Annotated in this window: 16 protein-coding genes; 12 read left to right on the forward strand and 4 right to left on the reverse strand. The window is 50.2% G+C overall.

What is annotated here, in order from left to right:
• Window positions 1–363 precede the first annotated feature (363 nt).
• Window positions 364–2538, forward strand: coding sequence for an amylo-alpha-1,6-glucosidase (locus tag F1593_RS00290; RefSeq protein WP_149399132.1), 2175 nt, complete (start codon window positions 364–366; stop codon window positions 2536–2538).
• Window positions 2539–2786: 248 nt separating this feature from the next.
• Window positions 2787–3602 (forward strand): trehalose-phosphatase, encoded by an 816-nt coding sequence (gene otsB / locus F1593_RS00295; RefSeq protein ID WP_172631745.1) that lies wholly within the window; start codon window positions 2787–2789, stop codon window positions 3600–3602.
• A 142-nt stretch (window positions 3603–3744) separates the two neighbouring features.
• Here otsB and F1593_RS00300 read toward each other — a convergent pair whose 3' ends face one another.
• Window positions 3745–5343, reverse strand: coding sequence for an alpha,alpha-trehalose-phosphate synthase (UDP-forming) (locus F1593_RS00300; RefSeq protein ID WP_149399136.1), 1599 nt, complete (start codon window positions 5341–5343; stop codon window positions 3745–3747).
• An 831-nt stretch (window positions 5344–6174) separates the two neighbouring features.
• Between F1593_RS00300 and F1593_RS00305 the strand changes: the two genes are divergently transcribed.
• The 8 genes from F1593_RS00305 to F1593_RS00340 all read left to right on the forward strand — a co-directional run bounded on the left by F1593_RS00305 (window position 6175) and on the right by F1593_RS00340 (window position 16243).
• Window positions 6175–7332 carry a hypothetical protein gene (locus tag F1593_RS00305; protein WP_149399138.1) on the forward strand — a complete coding sequence of 386 codons (1158 nt, stop codon included), beginning with the start codon at window positions 6175–6177 and terminating at the stop codon, window positions 7330–7332.
• An 8-nt stretch (window positions 7333–7340) separates the two neighbouring features.
• The gene (gene hisC / locus F1593_RS00310; protein WP_149399140.1) at window positions 7341–8450 is read left to right on the forward strand and encodes a histidinol-phosphate transaminase; all 1110 of its coding nucleotides are present in this window, start codon (window positions 7341–7343) and stop codon (window positions 8448–8450) included.
• 229 nt (window positions 8451–8679) lie between these two features.
• Window positions 8680–10005: a phosphopyruvate hydratase gene (eno, locus tag F1593_RS00315; RefSeq protein WP_149399143.1), complete on the forward strand. Its 1326-nt coding sequence runs from the start codon at window positions 8680–8682 to the stop codon at window positions 10003–10005.
• A 422-nt stretch (window positions 10006–10427) separates the two neighbouring features.
• Window positions 10428–11306, forward strand: a complete 879-nt coding sequence (locus F1593_RS00320; RefSeq protein ID WP_149399145.1) for an alpha/beta fold hydrolase — start codon at window positions 10428–10430, stop codon at window positions 11304–11306.
• Between the two features lie 195 nt (window positions 11307–11501).
• Window positions 11502–11996, forward strand: a complete 495-nt coding sequence (locus F1593_RS00325) for a hypothetical protein (RefSeq protein WP_149399147.1) — start codon at window positions 11502–11504, stop codon at window positions 11994–11996.
• Between the two features lie 344 nt (window positions 11997–12340).
• Complete coding sequence (locus F1593_RS00330; protein ID WP_235932451.1) at window positions 12341–13333, forward strand: AAA family ATPase; 993 nt, start codon at window positions 12341–12343, stop codon at window positions 13331–13333.
• Between the two features lie 2 nt (window positions 13334–13335).
• Window positions 13336–14754 carry a DUF58 domain-containing protein gene (locus tag F1593_RS00335; RefSeq protein WP_149399149.1) on the forward strand — a complete coding sequence of 473 codons (1419 nt, stop codon included), beginning with the start codon at window positions 13336–13338 and terminating at the stop codon, window positions 14752–14754.
• The gene (locus F1593_RS00340; protein ID WP_149399151.1) at window positions 14684–16243 is read left to right on the forward strand and encodes a DUF4129 domain-containing protein; all 1560 of its coding nucleotides are present in this window, start codon (window positions 14684–14686) and stop codon (window positions 16241–16243) included. Before F1593_RS00335 ends, F1593_RS00340 begins: the two co-directional genes overlap by 71 nt.
• A gap of 103 nt (window positions 16244–16346) precedes the next feature.
• On the opposite strand, the gene F1593_RS00345 is transcribed toward F1593_RS00340, so the two are convergent.
• From F1593_RS00345 to F1593_RS00355, 3 genes are all read right to left on the reverse strand, one after another.
• Entirely contained in the window at window positions 16347–16541 is a 195-nt protein-coding gene (locus F1593_RS00345; RefSeq protein WP_149399153.1) for a hypothetical protein, read from the reverse strand.
• Between the two features lie 11 nt (window positions 16542–16552).
• On the reverse strand, window positions 16553–17191 hold the full coding sequence (locus F1593_RS00350) for a hypothetical protein (RefSeq protein WP_149399155.1): 639 nt from the start codon (window positions 17189–17191) through the stop codon (window positions 16553–16555).
• A 216-nt stretch (window positions 17192–17407) separates the two neighbouring features.
• Complete coding sequence (locus F1593_RS00355) at window positions 17408–19204, reverse strand: reverse transcriptase/maturase family protein (RefSeq protein WP_149399157.1); 1797 nt, start codon at window positions 19202–19204, stop codon at window positions 17408–17410.
• A gap of 1139 nt (window positions 19205–20343) precedes the next feature.
• Between F1593_RS00355 and F1593_RS00360 the strand changes: the two genes are divergently transcribed.
• On the forward strand, window positions 20344–21429 hold the full coding sequence (locus F1593_RS00360; protein ID WP_216368735.1) for a M4 family metallopeptidase: 1086 nt from the start codon (window positions 20344–20346) through the stop codon (window positions 21427–21429).
• A gap of 2 nt (window positions 21430–21431) precedes the next feature.
• Window positions 21432–21737: a protealysin inhibitor emfourin gene (locus F1593_RS00365; protein WP_149399161.1), complete on the forward strand. Its 306-nt coding sequence runs from the start codon at window positions 21432–21434 to the stop codon at window positions 21735–21737.
• Window positions 21738–21957: the final 220 nt, after the last annotated feature.

Raw genomic sequence — 21957 nt, forward strand, 5'->3', positions numbered from 1 at the left:
CGCAGCCTGCAATTTTTAATCCATCACATACAATTGTCCTATACAAAAGGGATATAAATTTTACACTCAACCTCATCTGAGATATAGTAGGTGCATAAGGTACGATAAGTATCAAAGGGTACTTACACAAAGCGGTAGAAGTACATCCCTGGCGATTTCGCGTAGAGTCTACCAGGGAAGGCAGTGACGCCCCAAATTGACGATGCATTCTCTATTTTTTCTGAATGCATGCAATCTTTTGGCGCATCCTCTTTGTACCAGGCCTCTCACAACCACAATTCATCCACAGTAAATACCCATAATCATCATATTGCCCATTAAACAGGGTGGGCATTTCATTTTTCTAGGTAGGAAGAAACTGTCATGACAGCTCACAAAAAACATATTGCATTCCCCTCAACAATGGAAGAGACACTATCGGTAAAGCCGGCCCCGATAGCTCTCAGTGAGGAAAAAGAACAGGTTAATGCGACACCGATTACCCTGAAAAGTGGCGATAGCTTTCTGATCATGGATGTTTGTGGGGATCTTCTCTCGTCACGACAAGATATGGGCCTCTTCCGGCAGGGAACGCGGTTCTTGCGCACCAGTAATCTCTTTTTGGAAGGGAAAAAATGCGTTTCCCTTTCGCATCAAACGTCACATATGAGTAATGCCAGCCATATTGATCTTACCAATGTCCCTTTACAGCTTGCGCCAGACACTGTCCTGGAACAGGGCGTGATCCATATCGACCGCTTTATAGAACTTACCCAGAATGCTCTGATCCATACCTGTACCATTACCAACTTTCATACGACAAATCTAGCGCTCACCTTGAGCCTGACGCTCGGTGCAGATTTCTGTGATCTCTTTGAGGTGCGCGGCTTCACCCGTCCTCAGCATGGACAGCAACAGACACCAGTTGTTACGCCAGATGGTGTACGGCTCAACTACCGTGGATTGGATACGGTCGAACGTACCACAACCATCCAGATCACTCCTACGACACCTTTTATCCAGGCTGATCAGATCGACTGGCAACTTGACTTACAGCGTGGTGAGCCTATCGAACTGCGCATCGTCTTCCAGATGGGTGAGTCCAGCCAGAGTACCCTGGATACCGCTTCAGCGGCCACGCTCTGGGCTGAAGCCGCGCAACCCACGATCACCAGCAATGATCCATTTTTTAATCGCTTGCTGGATCGCAGTTCACAAGATCTAATGATGCTGAGCACCATGACCCCTTACGGCTATTATCCTTACGCAGGTATCCCCTGGTTCAACTGTCCTTTTGGTCGGGATGGACTGATTGCCGCTCTGGAATTCCTACCCCTGTATCCACAGGTTGCACGCGGCACCTTAGAATTTCTGGCCGCCTACCAGGGCACTAAAGTAGATACCTTCACGGATGAAGAGCCAGGTAAGATCCTGCATGAGTTCAGGACCGGTGAGATGGCAGCGATGCGTGAAGTCCCCTATATTCCCTACTATGGAACCGTGGACGCCACCCCACTTTTCTTGATCCTCTTTGAAGCCTATATGCACTGGACAGGTGATCAAGCTTTACTGGATAGACTATGGCCGAATATTGAGGCCGCCGCCCGCTGGATGATTACCTATGGCGATCGGGATGGGGATAGCTTCCTTGAATATCATCGTGTCGCATCTAAAGGATTGGATAATCAGGGCTGGAAGGATTCCTGGGATAGCATTAATCATCGGGATGGACGGATTGCGCACTCACCCATTGCCCTCTGTGAAGTACAGGGCTATGCCTATGCTGCCTATCGTGCCACCAGTTATCTGGCACGGAAAGTAGGACGACAGGATGAGGCTCCTTTCTGGGATACCAGGGCCGAAACATTACAGGAAAATTTTCTGCAACGCTTCTGGTGGGAAAATGAGCAAAGCATCTATCTGGCGCTGGCTGAGGATAAAGAACCCTGCGAGGTCGTCTCCTCGAACGCCGGACAGTGCCTCTGGACGGGCATCTTACCTGATGACAAAGCCCGACAGGTTGTCGAGCGTATCATGCAACAGGATATGTCCAGTGGCTGGGGTATTCGCACCCTCTCAAGCACTGCCGTGCGTTATAATCCTCTCAGCTATCACAACGGCTCTGTCTGGCCGCACGATACCGCCCTGATCGGTAGTGGCTGCGCGCTCTATGGAGAAAAACAGGCCGCCAGTCAACTACTTAAGAGTTTATTTGATGCCAGTCAGCACTTCACCGACGCCCGCCTGCCTGAACTCTATTGTGGTTTTGAGCGACGTGAGGGATACGGACCGACCCGTTATCCAGTTGCCTGTTCCCCACAGGCCTGGGCAGCCGGAGCCATCCATATCCTGCTCTTATCGCTGCTTGGACTACATCCCAACGCAGACTCCGGTCATCTGACGCTCCACCAACCGATCCTACCAGATTGGCTAACAAGCCTGGAGATCAACGGCATGCATGTTGGCAATCAACGGGTCCACCTGAAGTTCACGCGCCAGGATGACCACACCACAGTCACGTTTGGACGCGATAACAAGGTAGACATCCGCATTCTCTAGCTCCGTATACTCATACCCTTTAACAGGGAGAACTCGAACGCATAGAACGAGCCCTCCCTGCCATTGAGCTCCATTGACAAACTCCAACACAATCAGACATAGTTTAAAGGCATGCTCACCCTGATAGTAAATGAGTTCAACGTTCCCATGAAGTGAGCCGTAGCTGCGCAGAAGGAGGGCGGCTACGTTGGTTTCTCGGCTTTTACTCAAATATGAGGATTACACGAGAGAATGGAGAAAATACACTGATGTTATCAGCAGATATATTACACGTCCTGGGACAACATCCACTTGGGTTGGTCTTTGATATCGATGGAACATTAAGTCCCATTGCCCCCACACCCGATGAAGCGCGCCTGTATCCAGGGACAGAAAATTATTTACGACAGGCCAGCCAGTTCGCGCGGGTAGGAATTCTGACCGGGCGTGCCGTTGAGGATGGAGCACGTCTGGTAAACGTCGAAAACCTGACCTATATCGGCACTCATGGACTGGAATGGTGCGAGGGGCTCCCAGCCAGCCATCCTGTGAAGCTACTCCCAGAAGCTGAGCCATATATCAAACCAGGACAACAATTACTGGATCTGGCAGAGCAACAACTCGTCCCCGAGATCCCCAATCTCATCGTACAACGCAAAAGCATCGGGGGAACGCTTCACTATCGCCTCGTCCCTAATCCAGAACAGGCGCGCGAACTTATCTTATCTACCTTACGGGAACCCGCTCACAGGCTCAATATGCGTCTCGACGAAGGCAAACGCGCTGTGGAAATACTTGCACCGCTCACTATAAATAAAGGGATTGCGCTACGGAGCTTCGTCGAACGTTTCGGACTACGGGGTGTCATCTTCGCTGGTGACGACCGGACGGACCTGAACGGCATTTTAGAATTAGCGCACTTGCGTCAGGATGGCATTGCAGCTCATGGGATCGTTGTCCAACACCCCGATACACCACCGGCATTGCTTGAACATGCCGACACAGTAGTCCAGGGGGTTGCTGCAATGGTCGAGTTGTTACAAGACATCACAACCAATCTGAGCAATGCAAAAAGCCTGAGCTAAGTTCAATGGAAGCAAAGGTAGGGGTACCAGCTCCGGTACCTCTACAGTTGCAATGCCATCCCATCCTATAGGATGAGCTTTTTTGCCACTACCAGCACCGCATCCTTGCTCTTCCGCCACATACACATAGCTTGCAATTCAGTTACGCCATATTGGCAACAATCGGTGTGCCCGAATGAGGATCGATATCAGATGATACAGCATTCGTTGCTGTGGTATTGGCAAAGGTACGCTCAAGCAATTCATTAATATCAGCAATTTGACGAGCCATCCATACGTTTAAGTCACTACGCTCAACCGCCTGGCGCGCTAACGTTGCCTTCATGCGCCGTTCCTCTGGCGACAATGTCAAAGCTTTATATAGTGCCTGTGAGGTCTCTACAACGTCAGTGGGAGAAGTGGGAATGGAGCCTTTTGCAAGTTGCTGAAAGGCACCGGCTGTTCGTGATAACACGAGTACCCCATCAGTCTGGTTCACGGCAGGGCCTTCTTTAGCCACCAGATTCATGCCATCAATGATGGGATTTACAAGCAACACATCATAATATTGCATCGCAGCCAATGCACGCGCACGATCATTGCCAAAGAACGCCTGAATGGGCGTCCAGTCATCTGTCCCGTATTTGTTATTGATCTCTTCAATTAATGCACGCACATCACCGTCGAAACGGCGATATGTGGGCAAGGTTTGACGCGAGGGGACAAGAAACGCGAGAAAGGTGACTTTATTATGAAGTTCTGGATGCTGCTCAAGCACGTCGGCGTACGCTTGAAAACCGCGAATGATATTCTTGGTTGGCTCTACACGATCCACCCGCATAATGGTGTTTTCGCATAACAACTTTTTCATGTCTTCCGCAGCACGTCGTCCTGCCGCACTATTGACCACACGCCGCTCTTCAGTCACCGAAATGGAGATAGGATAGGAACGTGTCTGAGTCCGGTGACCCTGCCACCAGATTGCCCCTTCCTCAAAGTCTACGACCGCACCATCTAATAAGGTACGAACGCCTTCTAAGAAGTTGCGCGCATCACGTTCGGTCTGAAAGCCAATAATGTCATTCCCGACCAGACCACTATAAATGGCCTGTGCGATATTGCTGGGAAGAAAATGCCAGCAGCGGATATCAGGCCAGGGAATATGGATAAACTGCTGCATCAGGATGGTCGGATGGCGTTGACGTATCATCAAAGGTGCCAGGTACAGGTGATAATCTTGCAACATCACCACCGGCACGCTATCTTCACGCTCGATCTCAGCGCAAATAGCATCAGCTATCGCCTGATTTGCGACCGTATAACCATTCGTCCAGGCATCTTGCAGTTGCGCATTCGATGCAGATTCCTGGGTAGGATCATACATATAATGCTGCAAGAACCAGAGTAACTCGTTACTGATTTTTTCGTAGTGTTTGCGATATGCATCCTTCGTTATAGACACATAGCGCAGTTGCATTTTTTGACCAGGGATAGGCGACTGAAGTAGACCGCCGTTCTCTTCCTCTGCTCTTTTTACAGCCAGACGGTCCCCATCAGTCATGGTCATTGCAACCCACGAGACCTCCATACGGTTTCCAGCATCAATTAATGCTGTCACCATACCGCCAGCGCCACGCCGCGCTTTCAACGTCTTATCCTGCTTCAACTGGAACTCTACTGGACCTCGATTTGAAGCAATGATTAAACGCTGCGCATGCGATAGCTGCGGAGGAGGGACCTTTGTCGTCTTCCGCGTGGGCATGGATGTATCCTTTCTAACAGGTGTTTACTGTTCTTGTCTTCGGTCATATGAACATCTCGCGGTACACAGGCAGTGTTCATTGTCTTATTTACCATTACTTGCCTGTATGCATCTGATACGCTTTGACCTACTAACAAACCTAATCATGCATGACGGAGCTATGCAAGTCCCCACGAGTAATGTTACCATACAACGAAGCAGAATGCCTAGAGTCTGCCTGTGGTGACACCCTACCAGACAAGTAGAAAGCGCACCAGAAACCCTATTCACTATAGCTGTGCGCCAAAAGTGCATTCGAGCCACCTCCTGGCAAGGAAATAGAGGTGCTTTCCTGCTATTGACACGTACGATCAATAATACAGACTCAATACAGTACGCTTGTCACAGAGAATGACCTTGCTTTCTCCTCGCAGGTATTCAGGTATTATAGAACGAGCAGGAGATATCGAACATGGTTCATTCTCTCTCTTAAGAAGACGAACGTGACGTCAAAAAAATTATTCTGCACGACCAGTAAGCATGAGACAAGGTGAGACAATAGTCCCACCTGAAACAAAGCGTGTGCATGTACGCGTTTTGGTTAGTGGGGGTAATTTTGAGGCTATTTGAGCGCCATCTTGACACTCCAGGTATGCATTTATCGCTATTCATATCATGTATACTCAATTACTGGTATCTTTTCTTGAGATACTCTATAAATATCACCCATAACTACTATCCGTTCAGGAAAACTTTGCGGCTACATAGGGCATCATGCTAGAATTGCCCTGCAAGAAGCAGAGAGTGATATGTATTTACTCTATCCTGCGGAACTATTGAGAGGAGCGCAAATTGGAACAGACGACCGGCAGGAAATGGTATTGGCGTATTCTGGATTTTATCAATCCGCTGCGCGACCCTAGCCTCACCGTCGCAGCCGTATTAACATTTATTGAAGAGGCAAACCAGCCTACCCAATGGTATATCATTGTTGTTGTTGCGCTCGTCAACTGGTTAGCGGTGCGTGGTATTGTCTGGTTAGTAGTCAATTTTACGTTTGCAGCTGTGTTTCTTGGGCGCCGCCTCTGGTGGTCCATCAAACATCCGCATCTGGCATGGCGCATCCTGGATGCCGTCGGGCATGAAGAAATTGTCATTGGAGGCAATTCAGGCTTCAGCGATAGCATTATGCTCCAGGATGGCACAACAATTATGAGCCCGATGCTAGGTGCCAATGGCATCCACGTGATCGGCGAGCTGCCCGCTGGCACTGAACTTCCCATGCTCGGAATGCCCGGGGGCCAGATGCCTGGCGATGGAATGCAACCCTTTGGGAATAACGGAGGCTTCTTCCCCGGTGCCAACGATTTCGCTCCCAATGGTTTTCCTGGTCAGCCTGCCCTCAATTATCAGCCTGCGGGAAACAACACCTTTAACAATGAGTTTGTGAGTACACAGAGTACCGATGGATTGCCGCAAAACTTTCCAAAACGGCCCTCTGATGAAGAAGAGCAGTTACGCCAGCAGGTGGCTGCCTTCAATCGGTTGCTTGAAGATTGGATCCAATTCACAGAAGAAAAATGGCGTACAATCAGCGATAGCCAGCTTGGCTGGAAACCTCTGCGTGGACGCTGGGGCGACTGGGATGATATTTTTCAGGATGCCTATGCCGCGAAAACTTCAGATCCAATGGCTGAAGCAGCTCAACTCGCTGGTGAGGCAACCGCCCGCCGCTATGAAACATCAAAAGAAAGAGGTTCGGCGGCTTCCGCTGTCGCTTGCTTTATGCGCGATATGATGACGCTGCGCCGTGGTCTCGATATGATTCAACAAACAACGGGGGCCCTACCCGAAACACCGAAGGGGCAGCCGAACGTTCAGTCACAATCTCGCAAGTTTGGACAAAATAGCGGCTCACTCTTCAATGGACAATCTGGAGCTACTTCTCCACGGAGCACACTGATTCGTCGACCAACACAAATTTTTGTGGATGCCGACTCTAAAAAATAGGACAAACCATGTATACTTATTCAACTAGTCCTGTTCACGTGCGCCCAGAATTGGACCGAATGGCTGAATATACACCTGGTGAGTCTCAGGAAGCATTCAGTGCACGGACAGGAATCCCGGTTGATCAGCTGATTAAGCTGAACGCCAACGAAAGTCCCTATGGTCCAGCCCCGCAAGTGATCGAGGCACTGGGCAACTTTAGCAATTATAATAATTATCCCGATACGGACTCACGCCTGCTAAAAAAAGCACTGGCCGAGTATGCGGGGGTCGATAGCCGCCATATCGTGGTAAGCCACGGCAGTAATGAGCTAATCAATTTGCTCTGGCATATATTCCTTTCTGTGGGAGATAATGTTATCTGTTGTCCCCCTACCTTCTCCCTCTATACGTCTGTCACGACATTCTGTGGCGCGTATGTGTTAGAAGTGCCGCGTGCCAGCGACTATGAATTGGATGTCGAAGCCATCCTTCAAGCACTCACACCAGAGACAAAGATTATCATTCTCTGCTCTCCCAATAATCCAACGGGTAATCCCGTGAGCGAACAGGATATATTGACGCTCCTGGATACTGGACGTATCGTAATGGTGGATGAGGCCTATATCGAGTTCTCAGATAAACCACAGGGCTTCGCCCATCTGGTGCCTCAGTATCGTAATCTGGTCGTGATGCGTACCTTTAGCAAATGGGCTGGCCTGGCCGGACTACGCATTGGCTATGGGATCTTCCCCGAGTGGATGATTTCATATCTACTCCGCGCACAATGCCCCTTTGAGGTCAATCTGGCCGGTCATATCGCCGCAACAGAAACATTGAAGCATCTCGATTACACGCTGGATAAGGTCAAACTACTGGTCAATGAACGCGAGCGGCTATTTCAGATGCTAGCAAGCCATCCCTATCTCCATCCCTTCCCCTCCCAGGGGAACTTCATTTTAACCGAAGTGGATGTGGAAGAGGTGAAAATGGAACAACTTCGCCACGTATTTGAGTCGCGTGGTGTTATGTTGCGCTATTTCAACCACCCCTATTTAAGTAACTTCGTCCGCCTGACAGTAGGGCGCCCCGAACATACCGATATCATCGCCCATGCACTTGACGGCATCAAAGCATAGATATTATCCATTTACAACCCATAGAAGAGTGTGGAAAAGGACACTGCGATCATCACAGTGTCCTTTTCCACACTCTTCTATGGTTTTTTTGCCCTTGCTCAAGTCCCTCTCGTCGATGTACAATAGCCCCGCAAGGATGCTAACATATACTGAACCTGTACCGTACCATAAACGCTGGACAGTTAAGCGTATTATGCTCATACATGGTTTTATGGAGGAATTTCTATTTATGCCCTACAATACAGACGATCTTACGACGATAGAAGCGGTAACCGCACGTGAAATTCTGGATTCACGTGGCAATCCCACAGTCCAGGTAGAAGTACTTCTGATGGGCGGCGCACAGGGTACTGCGGCTGTTCCATCGGGTGCCTCGACTGGAGCCCATGAAGCTGTTGAACTGCGCGATGGCGACAAGAGCCGCTATGGCGGCAAAGGTGTTCTGCAGGCAGTCGCAAATGTTCAGGATGTCATCGGCGATGCACTGGTGGGATTAGATGCGAACGATCAGGCTTTGATCGATGAAGTGATGATTTCCCTGGATGGCACTCCCAATAAGGCTAAACTGGGCGCAAATGCGATTCTGGGCGCCTCATTAGCAGTCGCCAGAGCAGCAGCAACGGCGCAACAACAACCTCTCTATCGCTATCTGGGTGGCGTATCCGCGCGTACCTTGCCTGTACCGATGATGAATATTCTCAATGGCGGCAAACATGCTGATAATTCAACCGACTTCCAGGAATATATGGTCTTGCCGGTTGGAGCTGCCTCGTTCCGCGATGCTCTACGTATGGGCGCAGAAGTCTATCAAGCCTTGAAAAAAGTGCTTCATGATAAGAAATTGAATACTAACGTCGGGGATGAGGGTGGCTTCGCTCCTTCTCTCAGTGATAATCGCGCCGCTCTGGAAGTTCTGGTTGCTGCTATCGAGACAGCTGGCTATAAGCCCGGCAAAGATATCTTCCTGGGTATGGACTCGGCCGCAACGGAACTCTTCGAGAACGGCAAATATACCCTGGCTCGCGAGGGCCGCACCCTGACCTCTCACGAAATGGTGGATCTCTATGAGAAGTGGATCGGTGAGTATCCGCTGATCACGATTGAAGATGGTCTGGCCGAAGATGACTGGGAAGGCTGGGCGCACTTCAAGCAGCGCGTTGGCAATCGAATTCAAATAGTCGGTGATGATCTGTTTGTGACCAATACCGAGCGCCTGAAACGCGGTATCATTGAGCAGTCAGCCAACTCCATTCTGATCAAGCTGAACCAAATCGGGAGCCTGTCTGAAACATTGGATGCGATTGAGATGGCAAAGCGCGCACAGTTTACTGCTGTTATTTCTCACCGCTCCGGCGAAACCGAGGATACTACGATCGCTGATCTGGTAGTGGCAACCAATGCAGGACAGATTAAAACTGGTGCTCCCGCTCGCAGTGAGCGTGTGGCAAAATATAACCGCCTATTGGTTATCGAAGATGAGCTTGGCACAGAGACCGCTCGTTATGCTGGCTATAGCGCCTTCTATAACGTTCCCAGCCTCTATGCGAAAGCATAAATATACAGAGCAGCGTAGACGATAGAGGGAAATGGCAATTCCCCGGCCAGGGTTTGGGACCACCCTCTTCTCTCACCGCCGCCGAGGCGCAGGGGACAGGGACGGCAGTTCCCCGGCCAGGGTTTGGGACCACCCTCATTCTCTCACCGCCGCCGAGACACAGGGGGGCAGGGGGACGGCAGTTCCCCGGCCGGGGTTTGGGGTGTCCCCAATCCTTCCCTCATTCTCTCACCGCCGCCGAGACGGCAAAAGGAAACTCTGTACGCTACGCTTCAGATGCGCTATTATTAAGAATGAACGTGCGGGCAATCATAGGTGGACGAGGGTATGTTCATACAGCAAGAAGCCAGAGCGCTTCTGTATCCTCGCCCGCCTTTGATCGTCCGCGCTCATGATGATGATCGCAACTAAAGAGAGGGTTTATGGCAAGCAAAACATCTGACGTTCAGGGTACAAGAGAAAGACGTACCGGACGTTCTGTTCACTACGATATTAGCTATCTGGTACAAGGCGCAGAGTACGGCACCGATGGTGCAATTGTCCTGCTACATGACATTCCTGCCGGAGCATTTGCCTGGGAAAAAATCATGGGACAATTGACGGGATTGAAGCGCGCCGTTTACGCTTTCGATCTGCTGGGCTTCGGTCAGTCGGAGCGCCCCTGGCCCGCCGATACCTCTATCTGGGGACAAGCAGACGTCCTGACATATCTGATCCAGGATCTTCATCTTACGAATATTGTCCTGGTCGGCCACGGCCTGGGCGGGGGTATCGCACAGGTTCTGGCAACACGCCTGCTCCGTCAGCAAACAGGTGCCCTGGTGCTGGTTGACTCAATTGCCTACCTGCACACATTCGCTGAAAACTGGCCGCTAACAGAGATGGAGAAGCGCCGCGACTTCGACGCTCCTCAGAATACTTCCCTGGAAGATCTGATCACCGATCTGCGCAATACTTTGCCACAGGCAACCACCAATCCGAAAGGCTTCGCCGATGTCATTCAAGACTACGTTGAGCCCTGGAACAATGAGCATGGCAAAGAATTGTTGTTCCAGCAGGTTCGCAACCTGGTTCCCTACTATTTGAATGCAGTAGCCAGTGATTTGCACGGAATTGGTAAACCAATCCTGCTCATCTGGGGTGACAAAGACGAGCAGACCCCATTAAAGGATGGAGAACGCCTGCATCGCGAAATTCCTAATTCGCAACTGGTCGTGGTTCCCAATGCCGGTCACCTCTCTCTGTTTGACGCACCTGACGCAGTCGCCAAAGCATTGGTCGATTTCGTCTCACACATCTAATACACTCGATCAAGCCATTGAGGCGCTCACATCTCCTCCGCAGAGATTGCTTAGAGCGCCTTTTTTAGAACCAAAATATGACTAAACTCTCATTATAACGTATTTCTGCATCATTATTCTTGCATCATTCATTGCTGATCGGTATAATAAAAGACGAACCAGAAGTTGTTGAGGAAATGTAGAGGGGGGATATGTATGCATCCAAAAACTGTACACACAGATGAACTTTTCCAATCACCAATCTCGACAGAACATAATCTCACAAGTATCCGCTGCGATAAAACGCCAGATCCAGCATTAGCGCAGGCCGAACTTGTAGTAGAGCCGTTGCCTATTCGTCCATCTTTACTGCGTCTCATCTTGATTGTCAAACACGTATTATTGGCACTCGATACAGTTGTTCTGAGTGTACTCTGTTATCGCCTGCTCGAACAACATCCAGTCTATTGTGCACTCGCCTGGCTGGTGCTGCTACTGCTATGGGCGTATCTGGCCTGGACACCATTGCGCCAGCGCATACGCCAGATGCGCCTCAAGTGCCTCTGGATTCTCGGCATCTCGCCAACCCCAGACGGCATGCCACACCCCACGGTGAATACCTACCGCGATGCCCATTTACGCGAATTGCAGGATGATACCACAGCTTACATGCAAGCTCTGCGCCAGATGCACGCAAAAACCAAACGCTAAAAAATGCTCAAAAACGTAGGTGCGGGCCGCCGTCGCAACGGAGGTCCGCTTTCCCGTGACTCGTACAACCATCTCGCCCGTAGCTCTCCCCCGTTCCCAAACAAGAATGCAAGGGATCTGAGCGAGCGTTGGGGCGAGATGGTCGTACGAGCAAGGGAGCGTCAACACACGCTGCGTTTCGTACGATGCCTACGTTTTCGATCATTTGTGTTGGAGTGTGTAGAGAGATAAATATGGTTATTTTATATTATAGTGGTATCATGGCATGGTACCAGGCTGCCGTGCAAGCACTGGATAAAAAAGCAGTTACTGGGCCTGTTGGCCTGAGTTAGAGAGATATTGTTATGGGAAATGACTCGATGCTGCCTTTGTTCGCACGCGTACAATCTGCCGCGACACAAATTCGCAGCAATGTTGCACGCATTATTATTGGTAAACTTGATGTTATCGATCTACTACTGGTGGCTCTGTTAAGCGATGGACATGTATTGCTGGAAGATGTACCAGGCATGGGAAAGACGGTGCTCGCGAAAGCGCTTGCGCGTTCTCTGGGTGCGACCTTTCAACGCGTTCAGGGCACGCCCGATCTTCTCCCCACTGATATTATCGGCGTGAGCTATTTTGATCAGAAACAAAATGAATTTATCTTTCGCGACGGCCCTATCTTTGCCCAGATCCTGCTGGTCGATGAAATCAATCGCACCACTCCGCGTACACAATCGGCCCTGCTCGAAGCAATGGCTGAACGCCAGGTGACGGTAGAACGCGCAAGCAAACAGCTACCAAAGCCATTTCTGGTCCTGGCTACTCAGAATCCAGTCGAGCTTGAAGGCACCTTCTCGCTACCCGAGGCACAGTTGGATCGCTTCTTGTTACGCGTAAAATTGGGCTATCCAGATGTAGAGGAAGAACAGGCAATCTTACACCGCTTTAAACAGGCCGAGCCTCTGGAGAGTTTGCAGCCGGTGGTCGATGCTCAGGAATTTAGCAGCTTACAAGAGGCTATTCGTCAGGTACAATGGCAGGATGAGGTTGAACGCTATCTACTGGCTATCGTGCGGGCAACACGCCATCATGACGCCATCCAATTGGGCGTTAGTCCGCGTGGAACCCTGGCACTCTATCGCGCCTGTGCAGCCTATGCTGCAATCCAGGGACGGGATTTCGTGCAGCCAGATGATGTGAAATATCTGGCTCCCTTCGTACTGGGACATCGTATTCTGACCACGAATCGCAATCGGATGCGCGGTAAGCGAACCGACGATGTGCTCACCGAAATACTTCAAGCTACGCCGGTGCCGGTAGAGACTATTGCGACGCCATCTATAACAAGGTAAGTATGATGAACCTTGAACAGAAACCGCTAACCTTACTAGAGGAACATCGCCAGGTCCTCAAAAGACGTCGTCCCTGGTATTATCTGGCATTGGTATTGCTGCTACTCAGCGCACTGACCCGTGTGCCCTTTTTAATCCTGGCTGCGGCCTTTACGCTTCTGATTGGGATTGTGCCGGAACTCTGGTATCGCGCTGCCCAGCGGCATCTCCTGATACGCCAGCAGGTAGAGCAGCATCATCTCTTTTTTGGGGAACAGATGCGGCTCACGCTGACGATAGAGAATCGCAAATTGTTACCACTCCCCTGGCTCCAGATTGATGATATAATCTCGCCGCCTCTCACCGTCACTGACAGGCGTGAGAAACGGCTCAGTACAATACGCCGTGATACTCTCACCAGTACCTGGCTCCTGTGGTCCTATCAACGTGTCACACGCCGTTATCGGATGCTCTGTCATGCACGTGGCTTTCATCTCCTTGGTCCCATTCAGTTGCACAGTAGTGATCCCCTGGGCTGGTTACAGCGTGAACTGATCGTGCCCGCGCACGAAACCTTGCTGGTCTATCCCTTGATTACGCGGCTTGAAAATCTCGGCCTCCCTTCGATATTTCCGATGGGTGACCGGGTCGGGCGGCGCCAGCTCTTAGAAGATCCACTCTGGTTTGCGGGCAATCGTGAGTATCAACTCGGGGATGATCCTCGGCGCATCGATTGGAAGGCGACGGCTCGCGTGGGCAGCATGCGCAGCAAAATATATGAATCCACAACTGAGCGGCGCTTGCTGATCTTGCTGGATACCTGGACCTATAGCAAGGAATTACAGAGCATGGATCTGGATCTGCAAGAGTTCGCGATCTCGGTCGCGGCCTCGCTGGCAACCTGGGGCCTGGACGAGGGCTATATGGTAGGATTGCTCACGAACTGTGCAATGGTCACGACAGGCCATAGCTTCAGCAGTGAGATCAATACAGACCAGATTCTTACGACAACGGGGGGACAGAGCGCCAGTAGCCTGACCTTCTCACCACCTGGCGTCTCGCTCCCCTTTGCCAGCGATGATGCACACTACGAACAGATCCTCACTACCCTGGCTCGACTGCTCCCCACGGCGAATACGCCCATCGAGCGCGTGCTTGAACTGGAAGATAATCTGTTCCCGGCAGGCACGACTGTGATGCTTATCAGCTCTATCAATACGCTCAACGAGACTGTGCTGGAGGATTTGCGGATACGAGCAAAATCCGGCAATGCGATCAATCTCATGCTGATTGGCGATCTAGAGGCTGATAAGGAACTACTGGATACCGAGAATTTCCCAACCTATACCTTGGGAGGAATGGAGAAATGGCATGCGCTTATTCAAGCCAGCGTTAACGGACAGGACGACGTTGCCAGCCCACATAGCCTCCAGATGGATTGAGATCCTGGCGATCCCGCTCACTTCCGCTCTGATGGAGACGCAGGCGCTGTTCCTGCTGATCAGCCTGTTTACGACCCAGATAATGGGAACGGTCGATGCTATCGGCACGAACAGTATTCTCTGCATCCTGCTCTTCTTTCACTGGTGGGCGATGTGGAGAGAGGCACGCAATCAACGCCGTGGTATCCAGATCGATCCGACCAGGCGCTTTCCCTTTACGTCTGTTGATGTCGTAGCAATCGTGCTGGCGCTGGCAGTATTTGGGGTGACGCACATCTCTGATGAGGGCTATCTGGTAACGGTTCTGGTCGGGATTGTGCTGATTGGCTGGGCCTGGAAACGCGGCATTGATCGCACGCGTGCAGGCTATGATGAAGACCACATTATCCTCTGGTTTAAGATCGGCTTTGGGATACTGCTCTTCATTATGTTCTTCTCCCTGCTCGGGAAGGCAGATCATACCGATAATGCCTTTGATGCCAGCGATCAATTGCTGCGCAACCTGCCGATCTTTTTCCTCTCAGGCTTTATCGCGCTCTCCTACACGCGCATAGCTGCGATCCGTCAGGAGCGTGAGCGTCAACAGCTTCCACTTAAAATGGCGGGCACCAATCGCTGGCTCACCACCCTGACTATCACCTGGATACTCTTGATCCTCGCCAGCATTGGCACCGAATTTTTACCAGCAGCATTACTCATCACGCTTCTCACACCTCTCTGGCTGGTATCAGGTTTTCTCATCCAGATTCTATTCACGGTCCTGGGATGGCTCACCTACCTCATTGCGCTGGGCCTCGCCCTGCTGATCGCCCTGCTCGCACGTCTCTTTCCCGGAGGAAGTATCTCGCAAGGTCCAGCCAAACTCTCGCGTCCGCCCGCTTCCACACCGCCCCCGGTAGACAACTTATCGGTCCTGATATTCCATATCTTGCTGGTGATTGCAGCGATTGCTTTGCTGATTGGTCTGGCAATGTATGTGCAAAAGCATCGCAGACGGTCGAAAGGTGATATGCAAGAGGAGGAGGAGATACGAGAGGGACTAAACGCCGCTCAGATCCGCAAAGAGCGTCGTCAGCAACGCCAACAATCCCAACCGACAACCGGAGCATTGATCGAAGCAGATCCTGATTCTGCCCGCGCCCGCTATCGTGCCTTTCTACGTACGATGGCAGAGAAAGATGAGCATCTGGCCCGCCAGCCAGACGAGACGCCCGCTGAATATCAACAGCGTTTCCTGATCGAGACAGGCTATAAACTCCCTGCGGCAACAGAAGAGGATGTACCAACGGATGCGACAATTCTGACCAGCCTGACACAGGCCTATACCCGGGAACGCTACGGTGGAAGGCAAACGCAGCCAGAGCAGCGGCAGTATCTGCATCAATGGGTTCCCCATCTCTTGCAGCGCCTGAGCGCCTATCTGGCAGTCACACCCAAAACCATTACTCATCGTCCCTATCAAGCCTCACGTTGGGGCGAAGATGAATAATCGCAGCAAAATGGCCTCAGAGGCTGAATGGGAGGTATACCATTCAGCCTCTGAGGCCACAACTGCCTATCGGTCAGGATGCTTTACGCTTGCGTGCCGCTTTCTAGGAGGGCTTCATCTGTGCTTCATCTGCCGGACTGGATGCAGTGGCGCGATTATAATCCTCAACCGAGCTTATATATAATCCGTACAGACACTCAAGTTCCTGGACTGAAACCGCACGCTGCCCGGCCTGAATAAACTCATACCATGTATCTTGCATCGCTTGATAAGCATTATCTAGCTCAGCCTGAGTCATAATAATCTTCCTCAGGAAGCCTTGGGATGTTGTTTGGACTCCCTGTACTCTGCGGTCAACTGTTGAATCATCTTTCTGGCTCCCTGAAAGCTCAAGGTATCCAGATCTTCAGGTGCGGGCTTATTCAGATGCTCGGATAACTTACGAATACTCGCCACCTGCTGCTCGGTCGCATTGGTGGGCACATCGGCATCCCCTGCACGATTAGTATTGCCATTGTTACCGACATGGTTATGACTATTGCTATTGGTAGCCGCCGTCATAGCAGATCGCACCGCAACAAAGGTTGAACCATTACTGGTATTCGTGCTGCTGCTAGTGCCTGGATTGGTAACTGGTTGGCGCTCGACCGGGCTATCGACAATGCGATGTGCCTCTTCCCATTCATCGCCCGTAAACTGCGTGCCATATCCCAGTGCAGCCAATGCACGGCCAATCGCGCCTGTTTCAGCCTTCTCAATAAAATCTGGAAAGCTCGCCGCCGACTCAGATTTGGTTCCGGTCGCCATACCGCCCACCCCATCTCTGACGGTCGCACGAAATACACAAAAGCCTTTGGCCTGCTTCATAATTTTCTCGCTTCGTCGACGCTCTGCATTCCACACAAACGCCTCTTCCTGTGTATCGCGGTCCAGGTCAAGATGCAGCATCTCTGTCTCGATCATGCCTTGCGGGAAAACAGAGCGAAACCATACTAAACGCCACTGGACTGGCAGATAGTCCTTAGAAGTTTGACCACTACGAATGTAGGGTAGATAGCCGACGAGTTGTCAATTGACACTTTTCCGACTACCCCCCCCCGAACCGTGCTTGCGACTTTCATCGCACACAGCTCTCCAGTATCGCTATTTCATGTGTTTGATAGTTTATCGTGTCATTGGTCGTCCTGCATGAACGTCTTCGTGACACGTTCGACAAAGAATGAGGGTTTTCCGCTGTCGGGTCGCCATTTTTTGCACCCATAATGGTTTTTCGCGTCCCGTGTATTCGTTGAGGTCTTTCAGTGCTCTGATATGGTGGACCTGGATGTTTTCCTTGTTTCCGCATAATTCACAAGTATCCATCAATAGTCTCTGTATCAATTCTGATGTTCCCCACCAATTACTGCGGTCTTTATCCTCTAAGATTGCCTTTGGATTCCGTATTAATGGAATCCCACCCCATTTTGCTACAATTGGCTCTTTTCCCTCTCTTGGTGTGATTACGATTAGCCCTTTATAGGCTTTTCCTTCCACATCATGAGTTGTCCCATATTTTCTGTACACTTTGTTTACAGACATCCTGTGTTTGTGTGCCAGCGTTTTGGTTAGGGATATTTCCATGGTCCATTTTAGTTTACTTAATGCACCAATGTTCTGCGCCATTTGATAGTAATTGACGATACCTCGATATTCAAGCTGATAGGTTGACACGATTGTATGATCAGTGTCGTTTGTCAGTTCTTTTCGGTGTATTGCCTTTCCATCCTTTTTGTAGCGATTACACTTTTCTTCTATGATGTCTCTTGGTACGATGAGAGCAATTCCTCCGTTAATACCTCGTCGTGTGATCTTTCCTCGATTGGTTTGGTATGTCACACGCTTACTATCTTCTTGGAGCGTCTTGATCTCATATCCTAAGAACCTTGCAGCTTCGCTTCTCGCATTTGTGATAAGCGTTTTGGATTTTGATAACTCCAGCTTGAGTTCATCACGTAAGTACTTCTCTAGCTGTTGTTTGATATCCTCTGCCTCTTCCTTTGATCCGACGAATCCTAGAAGGAAATCATCGGCATATCGTACATATTTGAGACGTCGATAGTTTGGATCTTTGGGATCAATGGAGGGCATGTTGTGAAGTTGTTGCTTCACTTCTTGCGCTTCTTTGATTTTCCCTTTTTTCAGAAGCCTGCGGTAATGTCCCTTTACTCTTTCGTAATCAGGACTCATCCTCTTTTTGGCTCCTTTTGTGTAATTTGGGATGAGAACCGTTTCCACAAATTGATCTAATTTGTCCAAGTAGATATTGGATAGTAGAGGACTGAGTATTCCACCTTGTGGGGTTCCACTTAGTGTTTTGTTGAATTTCCAATCTTCAAGATATCCTGCTTCTAGCAGTCCACTGACGAGCTTGATGAATCTTCCATCATCAATTTTCTCTTTCAGTATTGATAGCAATAGATTGTGATCTAATGCATCAAAACACTGAGAGATATCTCCCTCGATGAACCATGTTGTACCTAACCATGTGTAATGTATGTCTTGTAATGCCGTATGACATCCTCTTTCAGGTCGAAACCCATGAGAATTATTGCTAAATTGTGGTTCATAATATGCCTCTAGTATGAGTCGTATTACTTCCTGTATTAGCTTGTCTGACCATGTTGGCATTCCGAGTGGCCTTACTTTTCCGGTTTTCTTCGGTATATAAGTCCTTCGTGCTGGATTCCATCGATACTTTTCATTTCGAATTGCCTCTATGATGGTATCTATTTTATCCAGTGACATCCCATCGGGCGTTTCCTTAGTAACTCCAGGTGTCATTGCACCTTTGTTCCGATAGATTTTTCCGTAGGCGGTTAAGTACAATTCTTGGTTGAATAGTAATTTGTAGACACGTTCTAGTGGCAAACCTTTTTTGCCTCGCTCATGAATGAGCCCTTGAATAGTTTCGGCATTACGCATCTCACGTACCTTTCTATTTGTGACTCAGCGATACCTGCCCTGCTTGCCTTTATCAAGGGCAAGCTCTGGCCCTCCTTCGAGGGCTGCCCCTTCGCCATGTGAACAGCTTTCCCGTTCTCGGACTACTATGGGGGCTCCGTCACCATAGGACTCGCGTCCCTTAGGCGATCCCACCTTTACACTCACTGAACGTTTAAGTACGTTTAGGTGCCCATTCCGTTCCCTTACCCCATGTCACTCATGGGTACTCATTACAGAGAGCATTCCGTATCCATACAAATCTGATACGTTTTGCAATGTCATCGTCTCAGGTATGCTACGATGGGTGCACCTTTTCACCGTTGGGAACTTGGGTTTAACCAATTCGGGTTTCACCATGCGTACAGGACTTGCGAAGCGTGGATCGTACATACCTTCTATTCACCTTCGCTTTAATGACAGGCTGTTGTCCTCTTTGAGTTTCCTCTCTAAGTAAGCCATCGTCCTAGAGGTTATTGCTCTCAACCTCTCCATCTTTTGATGGTATTCTAGTGAGTGCCGAAGTGGCGCGCTTGTATCAGATGTTCATTGGGATGAAACACACGGGTTGGTGCTTGCTCTTCCTGAACTTGCCCTGTGGTTTGATCGTTCATGCTCTGCTCCTTTTCGAAAATTTGTTCTATTGATTTTAGAACACTGGATCTAACTTGTCAAGTTTCAGCCTATATCATTTTGTATCAGACAATAAAACTATTCTTTTCCAGGTACAAAAAAGTGGTAGTAAACAAGGGAGCATTATTACTAGCAAATCTACGTATCACCTCACTAAAAAACCTGGCGAGGGACAAAAAAAGAGACTTTTTTGTCCCTACTCTATACTGTCAATGAAGCACAAACTTTATAGTCTCACAGTTATATCTGGAGTAGAGAGAAGGCATATTTTCGTCAACAGCTATCCCTGGAGTCTGGGAGTTTGCGCGTAGTAAAAGGACTGCAATCCGTCAACCTGTACACGGAAGGGTGCTCAAAAACCCATCATATCCTTATGTTTACAGGTCCAGACAAGCGTACTGGCATACAACAGACGGTCATAGTTAACACAGTGATACTTTGTGGATGCTTAGCAAGAAGACGTTGCGAAATAAAAGGAGATGTTCTCAATGAAACTGACAACCGTTCAGCGTTATATCCTCCCCCCACACATGTTGACCGCCCTGGCTCAACATGGTAGTCCCGAACAGCGCGCCATCGCGTTACATATGCTGGGACATGATCATTCCATTCGGACGGTGCGGATGGTGCAGGGCTTACAGGTCAACCATCATCATCTGAGTGTCCAGGCGTCCATCAACGCTGAGGGTGCCCTGCATCGGGTTATCTACGATGATCATGGAACCATGGATCTTCCTGGTGAGTGCGTGCGTGTAGAGGGCCAGCATGCCATTGGGGATGTTGCCGCCAATGAAGCCTATGACGCCCTGGGCTGGACCCATGCCCTCTATCTCCAGGTCTACGGCCGCAACTCAATCAATGATGCCGGACAACCCCTCGATGCCTCCGTACATTATGGTACCCAGTATAATAATGCCTTCTGGGATGGTGAACGCATGATCTTTGGCGATGGTGATAATCAGCTCTTCAATCGCTTCACCTGCGCCATCGACGTTATCGGCCACGAACTGACTCACGGTGTGACAGAAGATGAGTCGCATCTCGCCTATGTCGGTCAATCGGGATCGCTGAACGAATCCATTTCCGACGTCTTTGGTTCACTGGTCAAACAATACTCACACCAGCAGACAGCCGAGCAAGCTGACTGGTTGATTGGGCACGGTCTCTTCACGGATAAGATTCAAGGTGAGGCGCTACGCTCCCTCAAAGCCCCCGGCACGGCCTATGATGATCCCTTGCTGGGTCGTGATCCACAACCAGCACATATGGACCACTATATGCATACGGTCGAAGATAATGGCGGTGTCCATATCAACTCGGGCATTCCGAATCATGTTTTCTATCTTGTAGCGACCAGAATTGGTGGCTTCGCCTGGGAGAAAGCTGGACGCATCTGGTATGAAACCCTGCGCGATCCAGGCCTGCGCCCAACCGCCAACTTCCGCATGTTCGCACGATTAACGATGGCTAACGCTGAGCGCATGTTTGGCTCCAATAGCCGCGAATTAGCAGCCGTTCACGAGGCATGGACACAGGTTGGCGTCCAGATCCCCGCCTTTGCGAAGGAATACTAAGCATGCGTATTCAGATGCGTACCGAGGGTGGCTTCGCATATATCCCAGGTTTGTCCAGACCAACCATCCTGGATAGTGCCACGCTTTCTCCTCAAGAGTCTGATGAAATACAGCATCTGGTGAGCGCGGTCCACTTTTTCGACCTGCCCACGCTCCAAGAGCAAACAGTGCATGGGGGAGATCAGCGCACCTATAAAATCACCATTGAAGACGGCGTAAGAAGCCATTCAATCCAGGTCACTGATCCTGTGAAAGATCCACAACTCCAGGCGCTGCTCACCTTCGTCCAACAACACGCATCTATGTAGCCGGGCAGACATGAGTCACCCCGAACTTTTGTTTCAAAAGTTCGCTACAAGGAGTGCAGAGGGCAAAGCCTTCTGCCGGGGTGTGGGGTGTCCCCACCTACTTCTTTTCCCTTTTTTGCACGCCGCCTGCGGCGGCGCGAGGGAAAAGAAAAAAGGACAGGGGACACCCCTGTCACCCCGGCAAGGGGCTCGCCGCCCCTTGCAACCCCGCTTGTGGCGC

The sequence above is a fragment of the Dictyobacter arantiisoli genome (genome assembly GCF_008326305.1).
Classification (GTDB): Bacteria; Chloroflexota; Ktedonobacteria; order Ktedonobacterales; family Ktedonobacteraceae; genus Dictyobacter; species Dictyobacter arantiisoli.

Excerpts from the sequence above, each read along its gene's own strand:
- F1593_RS00290 (WP_149399132.1), top strand. The coding sequence starts at position 364 with ATGACAGCTCACAAAAAACATATTGCATTCCCCTCAACAATGGAAGAG.
- otsB (WP_172631745.1), top strand. The coding sequence starts at position 2,787 with ATGTTATCAGCAGATATATTACACGTCCTGGGACAACATCCACTTGGG.
- F1593_RS00300 (WP_149399136.1), bottom strand. The coding sequence starts at position 5,343 with ATGCCCACGCGGAAGACGACAAAGGTCCCTCCTCCGCAGCTATCGCAT.
- hisC (WP_149399140.1), top strand. The coding sequence starts at position 7,341 with ATGTATACTTATTCAACTAGTCCTGTTCACGTGCGCCCAGAATTGGAC.
- eno (WP_149399143.1), top strand. The coding sequence starts at position 8,680 with ATGCCCTACAATACAGACGATCTTACGACGATAGAAGCGGTAACCGCA.
- F1593_RS00320 (WP_149399145.1), top strand. The coding sequence starts at position 10,428 with ATGGCAAGCAAAACATCTGACGTTCAGGGTACAAGAGAAAGACGTACC.
- F1593_RS00325 (WP_149399147.1), top strand. The coding sequence starts at position 11,502 with ATGCATCCAAAAACTGTACACACAGATGAACTTTTCCAATCACCAATC.
- F1593_RS00330 (WP_235932451.1), top strand. The coding sequence starts at position 12,341 with ATGGGAAATGACTCGATGCTGCCTTTGTTCGCACGCGTACAATCTGCC.
- F1593_RS00335 (WP_149399149.1), top strand. The coding sequence starts at position 13,336 with ATGATGAACCTTGAACAGAAACCGCTAACCTTACTAGAGGAACATCGC.
- F1593_RS00340 (WP_149399151.1), top strand. The coding sequence starts at position 14,684 with ATGCGCTTATTCAAGCCAGCGTTAACGGACAGGACGACGTTGCCAGCC.
- F1593_RS00345 (WP_149399153.1), bottom strand. The coding sequence starts at position 16,541 with ATGACTCAGGCTGAGCTAGATAATGCTTATCAAGCGATGCAAGATACA.
- F1593_RS00350 (WP_149399155.1), bottom strand. The coding sequence starts at position 17,191 with ATGCTGCATCTTGACCTGGACCGCGATACACAGGAAGAGGCGTTTGTG.
- F1593_RS00355 (WP_149399157.1), bottom strand. The coding sequence starts at position 19,204 with ATGCGTAATGCCGAAACTATTCAAGGGCTCATTCATGAGCGAGGCAAA.
- F1593_RS00360 (WP_216368735.1), top strand. The coding sequence starts at position 20,344 with ATGAAACTGACAACCGTTCAGCGTTATATCCTCCCCCCACACATGTTG.
- F1593_RS00365 (WP_149399161.1), top strand. The coding sequence starts at position 21,432 with ATGCGTATTCAGATGCGTACCGAGGGTGGCTTCGCATATATCCCAGGT.